The organism is Thiomicrospira aerophila AL3, assembly GCF_000227665.2.
In the GTDB taxonomy this organism is placed as follows: domain Bacteria; phylum Pseudomonadota; class Gammaproteobacteria; order Thiomicrospirales; family Thiomicrospiraceae; genus Thiomicrospira; species Thiomicrospira aerophila.
The window spans coordinates 1,025,705-1,042,248 of record NZ_CP007030.1 but is presented as its reverse complement, the minus strand read 5'-3'; the positions used below and the strand labels follow the sequence as shown (position 1 = coordinate 1,042,248).

Below are 16,544 nucleotides of genomic sequence, written 5' to 3'. Positions count from 1 at the left end.
GTCTGGGAAAGGAGTAAGTAATGAGTAATATCGCATCGCAAGAGCGCATCAAAAATTATGGCCAGTATGCTAAAAACCATGTAGCACCACCATTACTGGTTCTTATCGTTTTATTACTACTTTGGGAATGGCTAACTTCGGGAGCAACTGCAACACTGCCATCCCCGACCCGAGTATTGTCGGAAACCTGGGAGTTAATCATCAACCCTTTTTATGATCATGGTGGTAATGATGTAGGGATGGGTTGGCAAATCTTAGCCAGTCTTGAACGTGTAGCCTATGGTTTTACCCTAGCGGTGATTGTAGGGGTCAGTTTGGGCGTTCTGGTGGGTCAGTCTACCCTAGCTATGCGCGGTCTTGATCCTATCTTTCAAGTATTGCGCACTGTACCGCCTTTGGCTTGGTTGCCACTATCCTTGGCTGGTTTTCAGCATAGTGATCCATCAGCCATTTTTGTAATCTTTATCACCGCGATTTGGCCCATTATTATCAACACATCGGTAGGGGTTCGAAATATTTCCGAAGATTATCGCAATGTCGCACGTGTGCTTAATCTAAATGGTTATGAGTATTTCACTAAAATCATGCTTCCTGCTGCTGCACCCTATATTTTCTCTGGGTTGCGGATCGGTGTTGGTTTGTCTTGGTTAGCGATTGTTGCAGCTGAAATGTTGATTGGTGGCGTAGGGATTGGCTTCTTTATCTGGGATGCTTGGAACTCATCGCAAATTAGTGAAATTGTATTGGCACTGATCTATGTGGGTATAGTTGGGTTTATTTTGGATCGAATGGTGGCCTTTGTGGGCAATAAAGTAACCCGCGGCACATCAGCAAGCTAATAAATAGCCAGGAGATTAGGAGGCAATCATGAAAGAACAATTTTTAGATATCGAACATGTCAACATGGTGTTTGGCAGTGGCAAGAAAGAATCACGCGTATTAAGTGATATTAATCTTGAAGTTAAAAAAGGTGAGTTTATTGCGATTATCGGTCACTCAGGATGTGGTAAATCCACGGTACTCAACATTGTAGCTGGTTTGTTAGATGCTACAAACGGTGATGTCATTTTAGATGGTAAAGAGGTGAAGGGGCCTGGACCTGATCGTAGCGTCGTGTTCCAGAACCATTCTTTATTGCCATGGCTGACGGTTTATGAAAATGTGGCACTAGCTGTGAACAAGGCATTTAAAGAAAAAATGACGGCGAAAGAGCGTCATGAGTGGATTTTAGAAAGTTTAAAAATGGTTCATATGGATCATGCCATGGATAAATTGCCCTCACAAATTTCCGGCGGCATGAAGCAGCGGGTCGGGATTGCTCGCGCTTTATCACTTGAGCCAAAAGTGTTACTTTTGGATGAGCCTTTCGGTGCCTTGGATGCTTTAACACGCTCTCACTTGCAAGATGAAGTGATGCGTATTCAAGAAAATCTGAACAGTACCGTATTAATGATCACCCATGATGTGGATGAGGCCGTGCTGCTGTCTGACCGTATTGTAATGATGACTAATGGACCTGAAGCGACGATTGGTGAGATTTTAGATATTAAATTGCCAAGACCACGTAACCGAATCGAAATGGCAGACAATGCTGAATACAATCATTATCGTCATGAAGTGCTACATTTCTTACATGAAAAACAGCGTAAACATTAACTTATATTGGTGCTATTAGCACCAATATAAGTCATGATAAGGGCGGATAGTGGGTTTACAATAATTAACCTGTTGAATTTTAAATGATTTTTATGTTTGATCAATTGGCACGTTAAGTGCTCAAACATATTAAATTTTAGCGTTTTTAAAATACAATTTTAATTTTGGACAAAGGCGTCCATTTGTTTCGCATTAGCGGGATGAATGGACGCCTTTTTTGTTTTTGAAAAAAGGAGGGCGTACGCAATGAACGCCATTAAGCCCAAACTCTGCATTATCGGTCTTGGTATGGCCAGTATGCGGCTATTGGACGAGTTGGTTAAACACCGTGCTACTGAGCAGTATGACATTGCGGTGTTTAGCGCGGAAGCACCAGCCGGTTATAACCGCATTATGTTGTCCTATTTATTGACCGGTGAACAAACCCTTGCCAGTGTTACCAGCCATACGCCGGAATGGTTTGCGCAACAGGGTGTGGTGTTGCATTTGGGGACTAAAGTCACCGCGATGGATCCGATTCAGCAAAGCTTTACCACGGAAACAGGCGAGGTGTTTGGCTATGACCGCTTGGTGTTGGCTACCGGCTCGAATGCCAGCCGAATTGCATTGCCCGGTGCCGATTTAGCCGGCGTGCATTGTTTTCGTGATCTGCAGGATGTGGCACAGCTGAATGATTTGGATCTAACAGATGCGCGTCCGGTGATGGTGTTGGGTGCAGGTCTGCTGGGTTTAGAAGCGGCCTACGGTTTGGCTGGCAAAGGCCATCGGGTGATCGTGGTGCATCGTTCCGACCGTATTTTGAGTCAACAGCTTGATGCGATGGCGGGCAGATTGTTGCAAAAATCCATGGAACAGCAGGGCATCGAATTTGTGTTGCAACGCCAGCTTGCTGAGATTCAAGGCTCGCATCAAATCGAAGCCGTTCGCTTAAATCAAGGTGAAGTGTTTGAAGTAAAGGCCTTGATTACGGCGGTGGGGATTCAACCGAATAGTGAATTAGCCAAACAAGCAGGCCTGCTGGTGAATAGAGGGATTGTGGTTAATAACGCTTTAGAAACTTCACAACCGGCGATTTATGCGCTAGGGGAGTGTTGTGAGTTTGAGCAGCAAACCTTTGGCTTGGTTGCGCCGATCTATCGTCAAGCGACGATTTTGGCAGCGAGTTTAATGCAGCTGCCGACGCGTCCGTTTGAACACCAATTGAGTGCGACGCGATTAAAAGTGTCTGGTATCGAGGTGTTTTCGTTTGGTGATCCGAATCAACTGGGTGATCAATTGGTGTTGCAAGATCCGAGTTTAGGGCTGTATCGCAAGGTGGTGCTGGTGGATGGCGTGATTCAGTCGGCGATTTTGTTGGGCAATACCCAAGACGCCAATTGGTTGTTTGAATTGCATCAACAACAAATAAAAATTGATAACAGTCAACGCAGTGCGTTGCTGTTTGGCGAGGCATATTACGAGAGGGCTGCAGCATGAAAACAAAATTAATCGTCGTGGGCAATGGCATGGTCGGTCATGCATTTTTGGAACGCTTGGTGAAATCGAGCGGGTTTCACGACTTTGACATTACCGTGTTTGGTGAAGAATCGCGGGTGGCCTATGACCGTGTGCATTTGTCGTCCTATTTTTCGGGTAAAACCGCTGAAGACTTGTCGCTGGTGCCGGCGGGTTTTTATGCCGAGCATGGCATAGATATTCGTCTGAATCAAAAAGTCGTGGCGATTGATAAACACGCGAAAACCGTGACCACACAAGCAGGCCTGGTCGTCAACTACGACCTGTTGGTGTTGGCTACTGGCTCTTATCCATTTGTGCCGCCGATTCCAGGGAATGACCGCGAAGCCTGTTTGGTGTATCGCACCATTGAAGATTTGGAGGCAATGAAAGATGCCGCACAAACCTCAAAAATCGGCGTGGTGATTGGCGGTGGTTTATTGGGGTTAGAAGCGGCGAAAGCCTTGGTGGACTTGGGGTTAGAAAGCCATGTGGTCGAATTTGCACCAAGATTAATGCCGGTGCAATTGGATGAAGGCGGTGCAGCGGTACTCAAGCGCAAAATCCAACAACTTGGTGTTGGGGTGCATACCTCCAAAGCCACCCAAGTGATTGAAGACGGTGAGCAGGCACGTCATCGCTTGGTGTTTGCTGACGGTGAATCGCTGGAAACCGATTTTGTGCTGTTTTCCGCCGGTATTCGCCCCAGAGATGAATTGGCCGATCTAGCAGGCCTGGTTAAAGGACCACGCGGCGGGATTGTGATTAATGATCAATGTTTAACCTCCGATCCGCATATCTATGCGATTGGCGAATGTGCTTTGCATGAGGGCATGATTTACGGTTTGGTTGCGCCGGGTTATGCGATGGCGCAAGCGGTGGTCGATCAGTTGAATCACAAGCCGGCACAGTTTGTTGGCGCAGATATGTCCACCAAATTAAAACTGATGGGGGTGGATGTCGCCTCGATTGGCGACCCGCATGGCACGGATGAAGACGCCAAATCCTATATCTATGAAAACGGTCCAAAAGAGATTTACAAAAAACTAGTGGTGTCGGCGGACGGCAAAAAATTGCTCGGTGCGGTGCTGGTTGGCGATACTGAAGACTACGGCAGCTTGTTGCAATTGAAATTGAATGACATGGCGTTACCCGAGCATCCGGAACAATTGATTTTGCCGTCATTTTCCGGTGAAAAGGTGGGTTTGGGTCCGGATGCTTTGCCATTAACGGCCCAACTTTGTTCCTGTTACGACGTATCCAAGCAAGATCTGATTAGCGCATTGGATGAGGGCGCGAGCTGTTTGGCGGATATTAAAGCCTGCACCCAAGCCTGCACCGGTTGCGGCGGTTGCACTCAGTTGGTCACCAGTGTGATGAATTTTGAACTGGAAAAACGCGGTGTGGCAGTCTCGAAAGCGATTTGTGAGCATTTTCCCTATACCCGCCAAGAGCTGTATCACTTGGTGCGGGTGAATGGTTATCAAACCTTTGATGAATTGCTGGCGGCGCATGGCGAAGGTGATGGCTGTGATATTTGTAAACCAGCGGTGGCCTCGATTTTAGGCTCGGTGTGGAATGCCTATGCGTTTGACAAAAAGAACATCCCACTGCAAGACACCAATGACCGTTATTTGGGCAATATGCAAAAGGACGGCACCTATTCGGTCATTCCGCGTGTTCCGGGCGGCGAGATAACCCCGGACAAGCTGATTTTATTGGGTGAGGTGGCGAAGGACTATCAACTCTATACCAAGATCAACGGTGGTCAGCGGATTGTGTTGTTTGGCGCACAATTGAGCGATCTACCGACCATCTGGTCGCGCTTGATTGACGGTGGATTTGAATCCGGCCAAGCCTATGCTAAAGCCTTGCGCACGGTGAAATCCTGCGTCGGCTCAACCTGGTGTCGTTATGGCATTGATGATTCGGTGCAGTTAGCGATTGATTTGGAAAATCGTTATAAAGGCGTGCGCTCACCACACAAAATGAAAATGGGGGTATCCGGTTGTACCCGTGAATGTGCTGAAGCGCAAGCGAAAGACGTTGGCGTGATTGCCACGGAAAACGGCTGGAATCTTTTTGTTTGTGGCAATGGCGGTATGAAGCCGCGCCATGCCGATTTATTCGCGGTGGGTTTAGACCGCGAGACCCTGTTCAAGTACATCGACCGTTTTATTATGTTTTATATCCAAACCGCTGATCGTTTGCACCGTACATCGACCTGGTTAGAAAACCTTGAAGGTGGCTTGGATTATGTCCGTCAAGTAGTGATTGAAGACTCATTAGGCATTGCCGAACAGCTAGAACAGCAGATGCAAGCCTTGGTGGACAGTTATGCCTGTGATTGGCAACGCGCAGTGGACGATCCGGAAAAAACCAAGTTGTTCTATAACTTTGTTAATGCGGATGTGCGTGATCCAAATCAGGTCTATGTGCGAGAACGCGGTCAGTTGCGCCCGGCGACCGCGCAAGAACGGTTGGAATCGATTGAACTGGAAGTGGTGTAGGAGAAGGTTATGGGCGAGTTTAAAAAAGTATGCCAAGTTTCTGATTTAATTGATAATGCAGGTATCCCTGCCTTATTGGACACCACACCGATTGCGCTGTTTTATGTCAAAGGCAAGGTCTATGCGTTGGATAACTTTGATCCGATTGGGCAAGCCAGTGTGATGTCGCGCGGCATCGTTGGCAGTATCAAAGGCCAGTTGGTGGTGGCCTCACCGCTTTACAAAGAGCATTACGATTTGGCCAACGGTCAATGCCTTGAAAACCCAGAGATGAAACTGACGGTGTTTCCTGTTCAGGTGCGTGGTGCGACAGGTGAGGAGGCGGTATGGGTCGCACAGCCATAGCCAGCAGGCCTAATGAATTGGCGCCAGTGAAAACTACCTGCCCCTATTGCGGGGTCGGATGTGGCGTAGCGATGCAACCGAAGTCTGGGGGTGAAAGCTGGCAGGCGCTTGGCGATGCCAGCCATCCGGCCAATTTTGGCAAGTTGTGTGTGAAAGGCAGTGCGTTAGGCGAAACGCTTGATTTAACCGGGCGACTACTTGAGCCGAAAATTAACGGCCAAGCCGTATCAGTTGAGCAGGCCTGCCAAGCAGTGGCAGAGGGTCTAAGCCGAGTGATTGAACAACATGGCCCCGATGCGGTGGCGTTTTATGTGTCAGGGCAGTTGTTAACTGAAGACTATTACGTGGCCAATAAACTGATTAAGGGCTTTATTGGCACGGCGAATATTGATACCAATTCACGTTTGTGTATGGCCTCTGCGGTCGTGGGGTATAAGCGCGCCTTCGGTGCCGATGCGGTGCCGTGCAGTTACGAGGATTTAGAGCAAGCCGATTTGCTGGTGTTGGTCGGCTCGAATGCCGCTTGGGCGCATCCGATTTTGTATCAACGCATGGCGCAAGCCAAACGTGAGCAGCCAGATAAAAAAGTGGTGGTGATTGACCCAAGACGCACCGCCAGCTGCGACTTGGCGGATTTGCATTTGGCGATCAAGCCCGGCACTGATGCCTTGTTATTCAATGGGTTACTGGCCTATCTTGCCAAGCATAATCATTTAGATGCTGAATTTATTATCGAGCATACCGAAGGGTTGGTGCTGGCGTTGGATCAGGCCGAGCAAACCGCCGGTCATGATTTAACACAGTTGGCGCAGTCCTGTGGCGTGGATGAAGCCGATTTAACCCAGTTTTTTGATTGGTTTGCCAATAGGCCGCGCACGGTGAGTTTTTACTCGCAAGGCGTCAATCAATCAACTTCGGGTGTTGATAAGTCGAATGCGATTATCAATGTCCATCTTGCCACCGGTCGGATTGGCAAGTTGGGGGCGGGGCCCTTTTCGATTACCGGTCAGCCGAATGCAATGGGCGGGCGCGAAGTCGGCGGTTTGGCGAATCAATTAGCAGCGCACATGGATTTTCATCAACCCGAAGCGATTGAGCGGGTTGCCCGATTTTGGCGCGCACCGAAGATGGCCCAACAAAACGGCCTAAAAGCGGTCGAGATGTTTGAGGCGGTGCATCGTGGCGAGATTAAGGCGATTTGGATTATGCACACCAACCCGGTGGTGTCGATGCCGGATGCGGATTTTGTGCGCGAAGCCTTGCAAGCTTGTGAGTTGGTGATTGTGTCGGACAATATGGCCGACACGGATACCACTCGTTGTGCGAATATTTTATTGCCCGCCGCCTCTTGGGGGGAAAAAGACGGCACAGTGACCAATTCGGATCGGCATATTTCACGCCAACGCGCGTTTTGTAAAGCACCAGGTCTGGCACAAGCCGATTGGTGGTGGATCTGCCAAGTGGCGCAAGAAATGGGCTTTGCCGAGGCGTTTAATTATCAAACGCCTTATCAGATTTTTATGGAACACGTGGCGTTATCGGCGTTTGAGAATGATGGCGTGATCAGTCGGCGTGACTTTGATTTATCGGGTTTGTTCTCGCTCAGTGAACAGGCCTATCAGCAGTTTGCCCCGACACCTTGGCCGGTTAATGCTCAGCATCCACACGGTCAAGCCAGACTGTTTGCAGACGGCCAGTTTTTTACCGCGAATCGCCGTGCCAAATTGATTCCGATTACACCTCAATCGCCCAAAGAAAAGCCTTCACCGGACTATCCGTTTGTGTTGAATACCGGGCGTTATCGCGATCAATGGCACAGCATGACGCGCACTGCTAAAACACCCCGTTTATTGCAGCATCGCGATGAGCCGCGTTTGAGCCTGCATCCCGATGATGCGAAAAGTTTGGGTTTGGCGCAAGGCGATTTGGCGAAGGTTTCCTCGCGATTGGGGCAGGTGATGATGCCGGTTGAGCTGGATGCAGGCTTGGTTAAAGGGCAGGTGTTTGCACCGATTCATTGGACCGGCGTCTATGCCAAACACGGGCGGATTGACAGTTTGATTCCATCGCACACCGACCCCTTATCGGGTCAGCCGGAAAGTAAACACGCGGTGGTGAATATTCAGGTCTGGTCAGCGGCTTATCGCGCTGGTTTTTGGACTAAAGACACTGCTTGGCAGCCTGATGATTCCATAGGCTATTGGGTGAAAGTGCCAAAAGCAAACGCCGTTTTTTGGCATTTGGCGGATAAGAAAGCCTTTGATTTAGCGCATTGGCAATCGGCGAATCCGCAACTGGGTGAACCGGATCTGCGTTTAGAAGATAGCGCATTAGGTACGGCGCGCTTCGTTTGGCTGGATGCGCAAGGGGGTTTAAAAGCGGTGCTGTTTGTAGCGCCCAGTGTTGATTTGCAAGCGCCCTATGATTGGGTATCTGGGTTGTTTGACCAGCTCAGTCTTAGTCAAAACGAGCGCTACAGTCTGCTCAGTGGCATGGCGATTGAGCAAGAAGATGTCGGAGCGATTATTTGCAGTTGCTTTCAAGTGGGGGATAAAACCTTGCGTGCCGCGATGGCGCAGGGTTGCGATACGGTGCAGAAACTTGGTGAGAAAACCTGCGCCGGTACCAATTGCGGTTCGTGTATTCCTGAATTAAAAGCGTTGCTTGCCCTGTAGATGGCCCAAGGAGGCTGAGATGGATTATTTACCGATTTTTATGCGACTCAAGGGTGAACGCGTCTGTGTGATTGGTGGCGGCACGATTGCCGCCCGCAAATCGGATTTGTTTATTCAAGCGGGGGCCAAAGTGGAAATTATTTCACCTGAGTTAAAAGGTGAAATGGCCAGAATGCACCAAGCAGGCCTGGTCAGTTGGCAACCGACGGCATTTGAACCCAGTTTGATTACCGGATCCAAATTGGTATTGGCCGCCACCGATGATCAAGCGGTCAATGAAGCGGTGCATCAAGCCGCCACCGAGATGGGCATTGCGGTCAATATCGCTGACCAAACCGAGTTGTGTGATTACATTTTGCCAAGTATTTTACAGCGTGGCCCGATCACCATAGCGGTGTCTACCGGTGGACGTTCGCCGACCTTTGCACGGCATTTGCGGGTGCAGTTAGAACAAGCCCTGCCAACAGGTTTAGGTGAAGTCGCTTTACTGTTGCGCCAATTGCGTCAGCAATACAATCCGCTGATCGAAGAAGACGAGCGCAAACATTTTTGGCAAAATCTGCTCAACAGTGCCTTTTATCAAACCGCGTTAGAAGGCCGTTGGGATGAGGCCAGACAGATTTGTGCCAAAGCCTTTGCGGGTCATCAAACACCGACGGGTGAAGTATTTTTAGTCGGTGCAGGCCCGGGTGATCCGGATTTACTGACGATTAAAGCCTTGCGGATTTTGCAAACGGCGGATGTGATTGTTTATGACAGGTTGGTATCGGAAGAGATTATTAACCTGACCCGTCGGGAAGCGGAACGGATTTACGTTGGCAAATCCATGTCGAACCATACCCTGCCGCAAGACCAGATTAATCAATTGCTGGTGGATTTGGCGAAGCAGGGTAAAAAAGTGATTCGGTTAAAAGGCGGCGACCCGTATATTTTTGGCCGCGGTGCTGAAGAACAGGCGCTACTTAGAGAGCACGGTGTTGCGTGTACCGTGATACCGGGCATCTCATCCGCATCAGGCATTGCCGCTTCAACCGGGATTCCGTTGACCCATCGAGAGTATGCCCAATCGGTCAAGCTAGTGACCGGCCACACGCGTCAAGGCATCGTGGACTTGGATTGGGATTGCTTGGTTGATCCGAATCAAACGCTGGTGATTTATATGGGGTTGAGTAATGTCGAGATTATTACCCGCCAGCTCATCGAACATGGCATGGATCCAAGCACACCGATGGCGGTGATTGAAAACGGCACGCGCGCTAACCAACGCGTGTTGGTGACGGATTTAGCCCAAGCGACCGAGCAGGTGGCGCAGGCGCAGATTCAAGCACCGGCGTTAATGATGATTGGCAAGGTAGTGCAATGTGTTGAGCCGAGTGTGTGTATTGATTTAGCGGTGAGTACAGAGGTGCGCTATGGCTGATCACCCGTTTGCCGAATTCTTACGCATCCTCGGTAAAGGACCCAAAACCCGCCGTCCGCTGACGCAAGACGAAGCGAGTCAGGCCTTGGCGATGATTTTAGCCGGCGAGGTGACGGAGAAACAACTCGGCGCATTTTTGTTGTTGATGCGTGCCAATGGCGAAACGCCGGATGAATTAATTGGGTTTGTGAAGGGCGCGCGCCAGTCTTTTGGGTTGGATAACCAGGCCTGCCCAGCAGGCTTGCATTTGGATTGGGCGGCCTATGCCGGTAAATGGCGCTATCCGCCCTATTATCTATTGAGTTTAAAACTCTTGGCGCAAATGGGGTTTGGTATTTTGTTGCATGGCGATCAAGGGCAGTTTGCCCAGCGTCAGTATGCTCAAGCGTTTTTAGCCGAGTTAAATGTGCCGATTGCTGATTCACTGCCAGCGGCGCGTGCCATGCTGGTTACTCCTCAATTGGTTTATTTACCGCTCACCCAGTTTGCCGAACCTTTGCGCGAGATTTTGCATTTAAAAGAAGAAATTGGGGTACGCACTGTGTTTAACACCGCGGTGAAGTTGTTAAACCCCTTGAACGCGCCAGTTTCAGTACAGGGTATTTTTCACAAGGGCGTGGAGCAGTTACACTTGCAAACGGCTCAAGCCTTGGGTTACAAGACGAATTTAGTGTTTAAAGGTGAGGGTGGTGAAGCGGAAATGCGCCCCGATGCATTAAGCACAGTGTACGCTTGGCAAAACAATACACAAACAGAACAGAAAATGACGGCGCTGATTGAACGCCAACAACGCCCCGAACACTGGGATCGAGCAGATTTAGTGGCCTTGTGGCAAGGCAAAAAACAAGATATTTATGGCGAAGCGGCTGTGATGGCGACCGCTGCGGTGGCGTTAATGGGTTTGGCGACGATAGATTATGCAACAGCAGTGGCACGCGTGAAGCAGGCCTGGGCGCAGCGCTATGTCTAGTCTAGCCCAAAAACAAACCCTTAAAGCTAGTCAGCCTAGTATGGCTGTAAATAAAAAAGATGCTAAGCCCTCTGGCTTTGAATCGATAGACTATGACGAACTGATTGCACAAATTGATCAGCTGGTCAAACCCACCCTTAGAACTGAAACGATTCCCTTAGCTAGCGCCAATAAACGCATCCTGGCACAAGATTATTTTGCCAATTATGCATTACCTGCACACGCGACCAGTGCGATGGATGGTTTTGCGATCAACACCCTATCATTCAATAAATTTAACAGCCTTAAAGTAGTGGGGGCTTGCTGGGCCGGTGATCGATTACAGAACTTGGCAGAAGGGTGTGTCATGTCGATTGCCACGGGCGCATTAATGCCCTTAGGCGCTAATGCCGTGGTGCCGATTGAGCAGGCAAAATTCGATGCCAATAAACAATTTTTAATTGAGGATTGGCCAGAAGGGTGGAACGTTAAATCAGTCGGTAGTGATTTAAAATTAGGTCAATTATTAGCCCCAAAAGGTCAAGTGTTAAACGCGAGAACACTTGGGCTGTTGGCATCAGCCGGTGTGAGTACAGTAAGGGTTGTAAAACCGCTCAAGGTGTTAATTCTATCGAATGGCAATGAACTGGTACCGCTTGGCGAAGCTTGCCAGCAAGGGCAACAGTATGATGTGAACGCGATTACCTTGGCGGCTTGGCTGTACAGCGAGTTGGGGATTCAAAGTGACCAGGCCTGTTTGCCGGATAATCCGACGCAATTGGCCGATTTTTTAAAGGCACAAGCCCAAGTCTATGATCTGATTATCACCAGTGGTGGGGCGTCAGTAGGTAAGCGAGATTGGATTCGACCTGCGCTAGCCGATTGGACGGCAGCCTATGCGTGGCAGATTAATATGAAACCCGCTAAGCCATTTAGTTTAGCGCTTCAACAGGTCAGTGAAGAACACCAGGCCTGGTTAATGGCGTTACCGGGCAATCCGGTTGCCGCGATGGCTTCGATGGTTTTAGTCGCTCGCCAGGTAATTCATAACCTAATGAATACACATGTGTCAGCAAGACGTTTAGCCTTCCAAAAACAACCGGTTTTTTTTGAATGGACGGTGCCTCAGCATAAAATGCAGTGGCTGCTAGTACAAGAAACAAGAATGGGGTTAGTGCCTTTGACAGAGCAAAGCGCAAGTCATTTAGCGAGTTTCAATTTAGCAGATGGCTGGGTGCAGATTCCACCTCGTCATACCTTTAAGATAGGCAGTGAGGTAAAGTATCTCTCTTTTCGTGGTTTAGGTTTACGATGAAAAAACCCGCGCCGCTCGGGGTGGTTATTTTAGCCGGTGGCCGTGGTCAGCGGATGGGTGGACAGGATAAGGGTTGGTTGAACTTAAATGATCAACCGATCATTACTCACTTGCTCAGCCAGTGGCGCCAAAGTTTTGCAGGGCCAATTGTTATTAGTGCAAACCGAAATTTAGCAGATTACCAAGCATTAGGTTGCTTGGTTGTAACAGATGAATCAGTGCCTATGGGTGATTCAACTAGGCCATATCAAGGTCCTTTAGTAGGAATACTGGCAGCTATGCAGACAGAATTGGCTGAAAAGTGGCTCACCTGGCCTGTTGATGCCCCCAGGCTTCCTAACTGGTACTTTAACGAGTTTGCTAACAAATTTAATGATCCTAATAACTGGCTAGTAGAATCTTATCAAAACAGTCACCGTGAGCCCCTGCATATAGGTGTGGATACCTGCTTAAAAAGTCACTTAATAGACTATCTAAAGTCGGGTCAACGCTCCGTAGGAGAATGGTGTGAAGATGTTAAAAGACATTATCCAAGCCACCTTGCTGAAAGTATTCATTTTCAGCAAGGTGTTTTCAATCTTAATACACCTCAAGATTGGTTTAATTATCAACAAGGTGCGAAGTAATATTTTTATGAGTTTAAAAAGCTCGCAGACACATCTACGCATAACACATTTTTTTCGGCTGAAAAAATCCGCGTTAACACCTTTGAAAAGGTAATGTTAAGACTGGCATTAGGTAGACCTATGTAAGCAGTAGATATTTGCACCTGGTCAGGATGTTCCATCGCATTACGAAAATAAGCGCGTCGCGCCCATAATGCACCATCGCTGCGACTTAAAGGCGCGTAAGCTTTCACCATACTTGCTAGGTGCTCAGGTATTAAGCTTTCTACAATTTGAACACCATCACTATTTAACAAATAGATTCTTTCAACAGCATGGTGTTGCAACAGCTCATGGGTCGCTTGTTTAAAATCAATGCCTTGTGCGATGGCTTTTGACGCTTCAATAAGCATGTTTTTTAGAACGAGTTTTTTTTGTGTTTGTCCGCGGTTGCGTTCGGTTTGGTCAAACAAGCTACGATGGTGCAGCATTTGTAATTCATTGCGTAACCAAGATGAATCGTACTCGCCATGAGGATTGGGTTTGGCAAAGAAATACCCTTGGGCTAAGTCAACATCTGCATCTAATGCAATTAACGCATCAGCCTGGGTTTCGACACCTTCAATTGTTATGAGTGCGCCCGTTTCTCGGAGCAGATCTACACAGCGACCAAGCCAACGTAAGCGAGCGTTATCGCCTCTTGCATTTGCTAACATCGAACGATCAAGCTTGACTATATTAGGTTTGAGCTCCCAAATCCGGTCAAAATTTGAATGGCCCGTGCCAAAATCATCAATGGCGATCAAAAAACCCAGTGAGCGATAAAAATCGACAAATTCTTTAAGTTGACTGGTACTCTTAGCGGCATCCTCTAGGATTTCTAACACAATATTTTGTGGCTGCATATTAAGCGTTTTTAGATGTTCTAAAACCAGCTTTTCTCTAAGGTTTTTAGGATTAATCGAGACACTGTTTAGGTTGACGAATAACCATTGATCCATTGTGTGGAGTTTTTTAAATTTATTAACATGATTAATAAGACATTCGCGGTCAAATTTGGCTACCCTGTTTTCGGTTTCAGCTAAAAGAAAGGCTTCTAGAGGGGAGCAGGTTTGTCCCTGATTATTCTGTGCTCTAAGGAGTGCTTCATAACCGACAACGCGTTGATGAGCAAGACTTACAATGGGTTGGTAATGGGAGTTGATTTTCATATTAATAGTTGTCTACAAAAAATAAGTTAATTAGAAGCAATAATTGAGCATGGTATGTAATTAATATTATATTTCATAATCTTATTTTGCATTCTTTAGATCTAGTTGGCTTTTAGTTCAGAATTTTTTAAATTAAATCGCACTTTGCACCAATTTGTACCATGTCGTGATCGCCGCTTGATCCATTTGGTCGACCCAAACCGCATCAAACAGGGGTTGGGCGTGATGGTCTAAAAGCCATTGATTCAGCGCTTTGCCGAATGCACAAAATACGTCATATTGACGATTGCCTAGACCTAATAAGCCAAAGTTTAGCTGGGTTAAATCAACTTTTGTTTTCGACATTTTTTTGGCAAAGGATAAGGCGGCATCAGGGGCGCGGCCATCACCAAAGGTGGCGACCACAAATAATATCTGTTTAAAAAATACCAAGTCAGCTGGATTTAGCTCACCTAAACTTAGTACCTTAACTTGGGCGGGCGCGAGCTGTTCTGCCGTTTGATGGGCGAGGCGTTTGGCTTTACCCGATTGCGAAGCGTAGAGGATGAGCCAATCCGCTTGTTGCAGACCTGCTAAAGCCGGTTTTAAAACCGGCGTGGTTGACTGAAAAGGGGCTTTTAGCCAATTAAACATTAGTCATCATCCATAATAAGCACACCGGTATTGACCTTGTGTTTCTCTAAACTGACAAAAGGTTTGAAGCGAAACAGATCCCCATTTTCACCGGATAACACCTTGATGCCCATATTGGTCGCTAAGTCGGTATGAGCGGCTAAATGTGCTGGCTCACCGTGCACAGGAATTAATAACGGTGGTTGCAGCGCTTCGTAAAGCTTAATGATATCGCCTTGGCGTGGATGACCCGAAACATGTAGATGCAGCTCAGGATGATCTTCGGCATGAATCACGGTCAGTTGTAAACGAATCAGTGCCCGCTCCAACTGACGAATTCGGGTGAGGTTATCCGGAATGCGTATCGCGCTAAAAATGACCGTGTCGCCTGGATCTAACTCTAAAAAACGATGTTGCTGCTTGGCTAATCGCCATAAACCCGCATTAGGCTCACCTTGCGACCCCGTGGTCACCAACAACACCTCATCCTTGGGTAAATAGCCTAAATCTTTGAGCGCAATCGGTTGATAGTCACTCGGCCAATAACCGAGTTGACGCGCGGTGGCGACCATATTTTCTAATGCGCGTCCAGCCAAGGCTAAATAGCGACCACTGGCTTTGGCTACGCGGGCGAGGGTGATTAATCGCGCAATGTTGCTACTAAAACAACTGACCACTACGCGTCCTGGTTGGTTTTGAACCAGTTTTAATAAGTCCGGGTAACAGGCACTTTCTGAGGGGGTATGGCCGGGTTTGATGGCATTGGTCGAGTCGGCTACCACCGCTAATAAGTGTTCACCGGCTAGGTCTTTAAATGCGCTTAAATTAAAGGGTTTATCTACCAAGGGTTGGGTATCGATTTTCCAGTCGCCGGTATGAAGCACATAGCCCAGCGACGTACTAATCAACAAACTGTGCGATTGCGGAATAGAGTGGGTCACCTGAATCCAATTAACTTGAAAGGAGCCGATTTGATACAGCTGATGTGGTAATACCGTAATAAGTTCTACCTTATCAAGTAACTCGGCTTCGGCAAATTTGCGGCGAATCAGTGCCATCGCAAACGGGCTGGCATAGATAGGCTTGCGCAGCTTAGGCCACAAATGTACCAAGGCGCCAATATGGTCTTCATGACCATGGGTAATCACAATGGCGCTGAGTTTGCTCACAAACGGCATCAGCGGGGCAGGGTTGGCTATGACGCGCTGAAACTGCATCGTGGAACCGGGAATGGGCTCAAAACCCAGGCCGCAATCGACCATTAAATACTGGCCATCATGGGCATAAAGCATCATATTTTGACCAATTTCACCGACACCGCCTAGCGGTAGACACCAAAAATCGCGTGAGTTGGGAATCGGTAGTTGCAGCAAGGGTGTGCTATTGTTCATGGGTTATGGGTTACTTTTGTCAATTTTTTGAATCGCATCGAGTAGGTGTTTAAGCTGTAATTTGCAGCAGCCTGTGCCGTCGCCAGCCATACAGGCTTCACGAATTTGCGCCATGGAGCCGGCGCCTTCGTACATGGCTTGAATGACGCGTTTTTTGGCAATGCTATTGCATACGCAGAGGTTATCGTTCAAATCACGGGTCAGAATTTCTGGCAGCTGCGCCATTAATTCGTCAAAAGTGAGTTGGTTGGCCAGCTGGCTAAAGTCGTATTGAATGCTGTCAAAACGGTGTGGTCGCATTAACCTACTCAATTACTCGGGTTTAAATTGTCGTTATTATACGAACTCCCAGCCAGCAATG

14 protein-coding genes are annotated in these 16,544 nt (G+C 48.0%); 10 read left to right on the top strand and 4 right to left on the bottom strand.

Annotated elements, in window-relative coordinates:
- Positions 1-20 precede the first annotated feature (20 nt).
- From ntrB to mobA, 10 genes are all read left to right on the top strand, one after another.
- On the top strand, positions 21-839 hold the full coding sequence (gene ntrB, locus THIAE_RS04985) for a nitrate ABC transporter permease (protein WP_006460315.1): 819 nt from the start codon (positions 21-23) through the stop codon (positions 837-839).
- A gap of 28 nt (positions 840-867) precedes the next feature.
- A complete protein-coding gene (locus THIAE_RS04980) occupies positions 868-1,656 on the top strand; it encodes an ABC transporter ATP-binding protein (protein ID WP_006460314.1) in 789 nt (262 codons plus the stop codon).
- 246 nt (positions 1,657-1,902) lie between these two features.
- Entirely contained in the window at positions 1,903-3,132 is a 1,230-nt protein-coding gene (locus THIAE_RS04975) for an NAD(P)/FAD-dependent oxidoreductase (protein ID WP_006460313.1), read from the top strand.
- Entirely contained in the window at positions 3,129-5,660 is a 2,532-nt protein-coding gene (gene nirB, locus THIAE_RS04970; protein WP_006460312.1) for a nitrite reductase large subunit NirB, read from the top strand. The genes THIAE_RS04975 and nirB overlap by 4 nt, the downstream gene beginning before the upstream one ends.
- Before the next feature lie 9 nt (positions 5,661-5,669).
- A complete protein-coding gene (gene nirD / locus THIAE_RS04965) occupies positions 5,670-6,005 on the top strand; it encodes a nitrite reductase small subunit NirD (protein ID WP_006460311.1) in 336 nt (111 codons plus the stop codon).
- Positions 5,987-8,680, top strand: coding sequence for a nitrate reductase (locus THIAE_RS04960; protein ID WP_006460309.1), 2,694 nt, complete (start codon positions 5,987-5,989; stop codon positions 8,678-8,680). Before nirD ends, THIAE_RS04960 begins: the two co-directional genes overlap by 19 nt.
- A 19-nt stretch (positions 8,681-8,699) precedes the next feature.
- Positions 8,700-10,100 (top strand): siroheme synthase CysG, encoded by a 1,401-nt coding sequence (cysG, locus tag THIAE_RS04955; protein ID WP_006460308.1) that lies wholly within the window; start codon positions 8,700-8,702, stop codon positions 10,098-10,100.
- Entirely contained in the window at positions 10,093-11,070 is a 978-nt protein-coding gene (locus tag THIAE_RS04950; protein WP_006460307.1) for a glycosyl transferase family protein, read from the top strand. The genes cysG and THIAE_RS04950 overlap by 8 nt, the downstream gene beginning before the upstream one ends.
- Positions 11,063-12,364 (top strand): molybdopterin molybdotransferase MoeA, encoded by a 1,302-nt coding sequence (locus THIAE_RS04945; RefSeq protein WP_006460306.1) that lies wholly within the window; start codon positions 11,063-11,065, stop codon positions 12,362-12,364. The genes THIAE_RS04950 and THIAE_RS04945 overlap by 8 nt, the downstream gene beginning before the upstream one ends.
- Entirely contained in the window at positions 12,361-12,990 is a 630-nt protein-coding gene (gene mobA, locus THIAE_RS10550) for a molybdenum cofactor guanylyltransferase (protein WP_006460305.1), read from the top strand. Before THIAE_RS04945 ends, mobA begins: the two co-directional genes overlap by 4 nt.
- Positions 12,991-12,995: 5 nt before the next feature.
- Here mobA and THIAE_RS04935 read toward each other — a convergent pair whose 3' ends face one another.
- The 4 genes from THIAE_RS04935 to THIAE_RS04920 form a co-directional block, all read right to left on the bottom strand.
- A complete protein-coding gene (locus THIAE_RS04935) occupies positions 12,996-14,180 on the bottom strand; it encodes a sensor domain-containing phosphodiesterase (protein ID WP_006460304.1) in 1,185 nt (394 codons plus the stop codon).
- A gap of 132 nt (positions 14,181-14,312) precedes the next feature.
- On the bottom strand, positions 14,313-14,813 hold the full coding sequence (locus THIAE_RS04930; protein WP_006460303.1) for a flavodoxin domain-containing protein: 501 nt from the start codon (positions 14,811-14,813) through the stop codon (positions 14,313-14,315).
- On the bottom strand, positions 14,813-16,183 hold the full coding sequence (locus THIAE_RS04925; protein WP_006460302.1) for a ribonuclease J: 1,371 nt from the start codon (positions 16,181-16,183) through the stop codon (positions 14,813-14,815). Before THIAE_RS04925 ends, THIAE_RS04930 begins: the two co-directional genes overlap by 1 nt.
- Positions 16,184-16,186: 3 nt before the next feature.
- Complete coding sequence (locus tag THIAE_RS04920; protein WP_006460301.1) at positions 16,187-16,483, bottom strand: (2Fe-2S)-binding protein; 297 nt, start codon at positions 16,481-16,483, stop codon at positions 16,187-16,189.
- Positions 16,484-16,544: the final 61 nt, after the last annotated feature.